5 protein-coding genes are annotated in these 3,767 nt (G+C 71.5%); 2 read left to right on the forward strand and 3 right to left on the reverse strand.

Annotated features, from left to right (window positions below):
* Positions 1–549: 549 nt before the first annotated feature.
* Entirely contained in the window at positions 550–876 is a 327-nt protein-coding gene (locus G5C51_RS40525) for a hypothetical protein (protein ID WP_165245725.1), read from the forward strand.
* 62 nt (positions 877–938) lie between these two features.
* On the opposite strand, the gene G5C51_RS40530 is transcribed toward G5C51_RS40525, so the two are convergent.
* Positions 939–1,514 carry a hydrolase gene (locus tag G5C51_RS40530; RefSeq protein WP_165245727.1) on the reverse strand — a complete coding sequence of 192 codons (576 nt, stop codon included), beginning with the start codon at positions 1,512–1,514 and terminating at the stop codon, positions 939–941.
* 78 nt (positions 1,515–1,592) lie between these two features.
* Positions 1,593–2,048 (reverse strand): MarR family winged helix-turn-helix transcriptional regulator, encoded by a 456-nt coding sequence (locus G5C51_RS40535; RefSeq protein WP_338118497.1) that lies wholly within the window; start codon positions 2,046–2,048, stop codon positions 1,593–1,595.
* Positions 2,049–2,213: 165 nt separating this feature from the next.
* Here G5C51_RS40535 and G5C51_RS40540 point away from each other — a divergent pair, with 165 nt between their 5' ends.
* Entirely contained in the window at positions 2,214–2,954 is a 741-nt protein-coding gene (locus G5C51_RS40540; RefSeq protein WP_165245729.1) for an SDR family NAD(P)-dependent oxidoreductase, read from the forward strand.
* A gap of 28 nt (positions 2,955–2,982) precedes the next feature.
* Here G5C51_RS40540 and G5C51_RS40545 read toward each other — a convergent pair whose 3' ends face one another.
* Positions 2,983–3,606, reverse strand: coding sequence for a response regulator (locus G5C51_RS40545; RefSeq protein WP_206314853.1), 624 nt, complete (start codon positions 3,604–3,606; stop codon positions 2,983–2,985).
* Positions 3,607–3,767: the final 161 nt, after the last annotated feature.

Here is a 3,767-nt window from a genome sequence, read left to right on the forward strand (position 1 = left end):
GGGCTTGAGGGTGGCTTGGGCTTGAGGGTGGCTGTGGACTGATCGGTGCGGGGGAGTTGGCATCGGATGGTGACGGCCGCGCTGCCGTGTTCCGTTGGTCTCGGTGCCTTTGGGTTGGCTGGCTACGGGAGGAGTGGGGCGGCGGGGGGCTTCGGTCTGCCGGGTGCGAGCCGGGTGCGAGCCGGGTGCGGGCTGGGTGTGGGAAGAGCCGTGCTTTGCCGGGCGGGGAATCGTCTTGCCGGGAGGAGCTTCGCCGGGTGGGGGCTTTCTCCCCGCCTCGCACCCAACCCGCGCCCGGCAGGCCAACGAGACCAGCCGCCCCCACTCCTCCCGTAGCCAGCCATCCCACTGGCACCGAGCCGAACAGGACCCGGCAGCGCGGCCGTCACCATCCGATGCCAACTGGTCCGCCGTTCAGCCCGCGACTAAGCGCCGAGTAAGCGACTGGCCGGTCCGCACCCCCTGGGCGAGAGAGAAACGAAACACCGATCGTTGGCAGCGTTCCTGCTGTCGGGGCAAGCCCGGCGGAAACGAAAGGCAGGAACAGCCATGTACCGGAAGAAGATCGCAGCTGTCGCCGCATCCGTAGTCGTCCTCGCGGGCCTGGGCGCCGGCGCCGCCCACGCGACCGAGCCGGCCAGCGGCAGCGACAGCGGCAAGGCGCACAAGGCGCACAAGGCGGTCGAGCGAGCCGGTGAGCACGCCGAGCACGCGGAGCACGCCAAGGGCACCACGATCACCGTCAAGAAGTCCGCCGACGGCCGCACCGTCACCGTCACCAAGAAGGGCGAGGACACCGGCTCCGCAGCCATCACCAAGAAGGCCGAGCGTGGCGCCCACAGCGCCCCCGCACACGTCATCGGCAAGACCCACTGAGCCCGTACGGGGACAGCCCACGGGCGGCCCGGGCTCAAGCCCGGCCGCCCGCGCGGCAGCCGCTACTTAAGCAGCGCCAGAACGTCCTCCGCGCTCCCCGTCTCCCCCAACCGCGGAAAGATCCGCTCCACGCTATTGGCATGCGCCTCCGCATCCATGTCCGTCATCGCGTCCGTAGCCAAAGTGACGTGATACCCGTGCTCATGCGCCTGACGGGCCGTCGACTCGACGCCGATGCTCGTCGCGATGCCGGTCAGCACGATCTGCGTAACACCGCGGCGCCGGAGCTGGAGGTCCAGGTCCGTCCCGTAAAAGGCGGACCAATTGCGCTTGGTGACATGGATGTCCCGCGGACCGGTGGCCAGTTCCGCGGACAGCACGTCCCAGCCCTCGGGCAGCTCGCGCCCGGCCATGGACCCGTCGTCCGTACGACCCGGCAGGGCGTCGGCCCCGTCCCGCGCGAAGGTGACGTTGACCAGCACGACCGGCAGGTCGCGGGTGCGGAAGGCGTCGGCAAGCCGGACGTTGCGAGCCAGGACGTCCGATGTCGGGTACGGGGCCCCGGGCGCCGCGAGGATGCCGTTCTGGAGGTCGATGACGACCAGGGCGGTCTTCGGGTCGAGGGTGGTGACGGCCATGGTGGTGCTTCTTTCTGATTTCTGACGGGTGGTGCACTTACGGGGTCGGGCGATGCGGCCGACGCGTCGCGGGCTTCCTCACGGCTGCGCCACTTCTTCCAGCAGCGCCATGGCCTCGACGATGGTCTGCAGTTGCTGTGCCGTGCACTGTTCCTGCAGCGCCCGCGCCAGCAGCGCCTGCCGGGCCCGCCGGTCGCCGTGCCGCTGAGTGCGGCCCTGCTCGGTGAGGCTGATCACCTGTCGGCGGCCGTCCTCGGGGTCGGGGCGGCGGACGACGTAGCCGGCCTCCAGCAGCGCCGTGACGATCTTCGCCATGGACTGCGGGCGCATGCCCTCGGCGGCGGCGAGCTCGCTGGCCGAGGACGGCCCGAGCTTGTCGAGCCGCACCAGCGCCGACGCCTGCGACGGGGACATGCCCCCCTCCCCGGGCATCTCCCGCAGCGTCCGGCGCAGCCGGCTGAGCACCACCCAGGTGGCGGTGGCGGCGCGGAGCGCGGGCTCGGAGACGGGGAGGTCGTCGCTGTTGTCGGTCACGATCTCCACGGTAAAACCTTCAGCCCAGACTGTCCAGTTTCAGCTGAACAGTTCCACCTGTGCAGCTCAGGCTGCCTGGCAGCCCATGCTGCCTGTCCGGGCCGTATGGCAGGATCACCGCCCAGGGCGCGCAGCACCACAGCAAATCTCCAGGGGTAGAAGCACATGAGTGAAGCCAAGGTCGCCCTCGTCACCGGTTCCTCGTCCGGCATCGGCGCCGCCGTAGCCCGCCGGCTGGCCGCAGCCGGGATGAAGGTCGTCGTGAACTCCGGCCGGTCCGTCGAGGCCGGCCGCGCGGTGGCCGCCGAGCTGCCGGACGCCGTTTACGTACAGGCCGACGTCTCCGACCAGGCCGCCGCGCAGCGCCTGGTAGACGAGACGATCAGCACGTACGGCCGGCTCGACATCCTGGTCAACTGCGCCGGCACGACCGAGTTCATCGCGCACGACGACCTCGAGGCCGCGAGCCCGGAGGTGTGGCGGCGGCTGTACGACGTCAACGTCATCGGCGTCTGGCAGCTGATCACCGCCGCCGCCCCGCACCTGCGCAAGGCCGAGGGCGGCGGCGCGATCGTCACCATCTCCTCGCAGGCGGGCGTCCGCCCGAACGGCAGCTCCATCCCGTACGCGGTGAGCAAGGCCGCGGTCAATCACATGACCCAGCTCCTCGCCAAGACCCTCGGCCCGGAGATCCGCGTCAACGCGGTCGCGCCGGGCTACACCGACACCCCCTGGTTCGACGGCGTCGAGGGCACCGACGCGATGAAGGAGACGATCGCCCGCCGGGTCCCGCTGGGCCGCATCGGACAGCCCGAGGACATCGCCGGCGCCGTCTTCGACATCGCCAACTCCGCCTACATCACCGGCGAGATCCTGCTCGTGGACGGCGGCGGCCACCTGGTGTGACGCGGCTCCCCACGCCGGCCATCGACGGCTAGCCCCCGTTCTGCCCGGGGTTCACGAACCCCGTTTCGTACGCGACGATCACCGCCTGGGTGCGGTCGCGGGCGCCGAGTTTGGCGAGGAGGGCGGCGACGTGGGTTTTTACGGTGGCCTGGCCGACGCCGAGGTGGACGGCGATCTCGGCGTTGGCGAGGCCGGCGGCCATCAGGCGGAGCACCTCGGCCTCGCGGTCGGTGAGCTTGGCCCGCAGGCCGTCCGCGTGTCGTTCCCGGGCGTGCTGCCCGGCCAGCGCGCGGATGGAGGCGGGGAACAGCAGCGCGTCGGCGCGGGCGACGAGGCGCACGGCGTCGACGAGGTCGTCCGCGCCGGCCCGCTTGAGCAGGAAGCCGGCGGCGCCGGCGCGGAGGGCGTCGTAGACGTAGGAGTCGTTCTCGAAGGTGGTGACGACGACGATGCGGGGCGGCCGCGCCATGCCGGCGAGGATCTGCTCGGTGGCGCGGATGCCGTCGACGTCGGGCATGCGGACGTCCATGAGGACGATGTCGGGGGCCAGTTGGCGGGTGACGGAGATCGCCTCGGCGCCGGTGGCGGCTTCGCCGACGACCTCCATGTCGGGCTCGGCACCGAGGATGGCGCGCAGCGCGGTGCGCACCATCTGCTCGTCGTCGGCGAGGACGATGCGGAGCGGCTCCGCCGGCGCCTCCGCGCTCACAGCGGCAGCCTCGCGCAGAGGCGCCAGCCACCGTCGTACGGACCCGCCTCGACGCTGCCGCCGAGCAGCACGGCGCGCTCGCGGATGCCGGTGAGCCCGCGACC

The organism is Streptomyces coryli (assembly GCF_011044975.1).
In the GTDB taxonomy this organism is placed as follows: Bacteria; Actinomycetota; Actinomycetes; order Streptomycetales; family Streptomycetaceae; genus Streptomyces; species Streptomyces coryli.

Bases quoted from the DNA above. Each gene is read 5' to 3' on its own strand.
- G5C51_RS40525 (WP_165245725.1), top strand. From the start codon at position 550: ATGTACCGGAAGAAGATCGCAGCTGTCGCCGCATCCGTAGTCGTCCTC.
- G5C51_RS40530 (WP_165245727.1), bottom strand. From the start codon at position 1,514: ATGGCCGTCACCACCCTCGACCCGAAGACCGCCCTGGTCGTCATCGAC.
- G5C51_RS40540 (WP_165245729.1), top strand. From the start codon at position 2,214: ATGAGTGAAGCCAAGGTCGCCCTCGTCACCGGTTCCTCGTCCGGCATC.
- G5C51_RS40545 (WP_206314853.1), bottom strand. From the start codon at position 3,606: ATGGTGCGCACCGCGCTGCGCGCCATCCTCGGTGCCGAGCCCGACATG.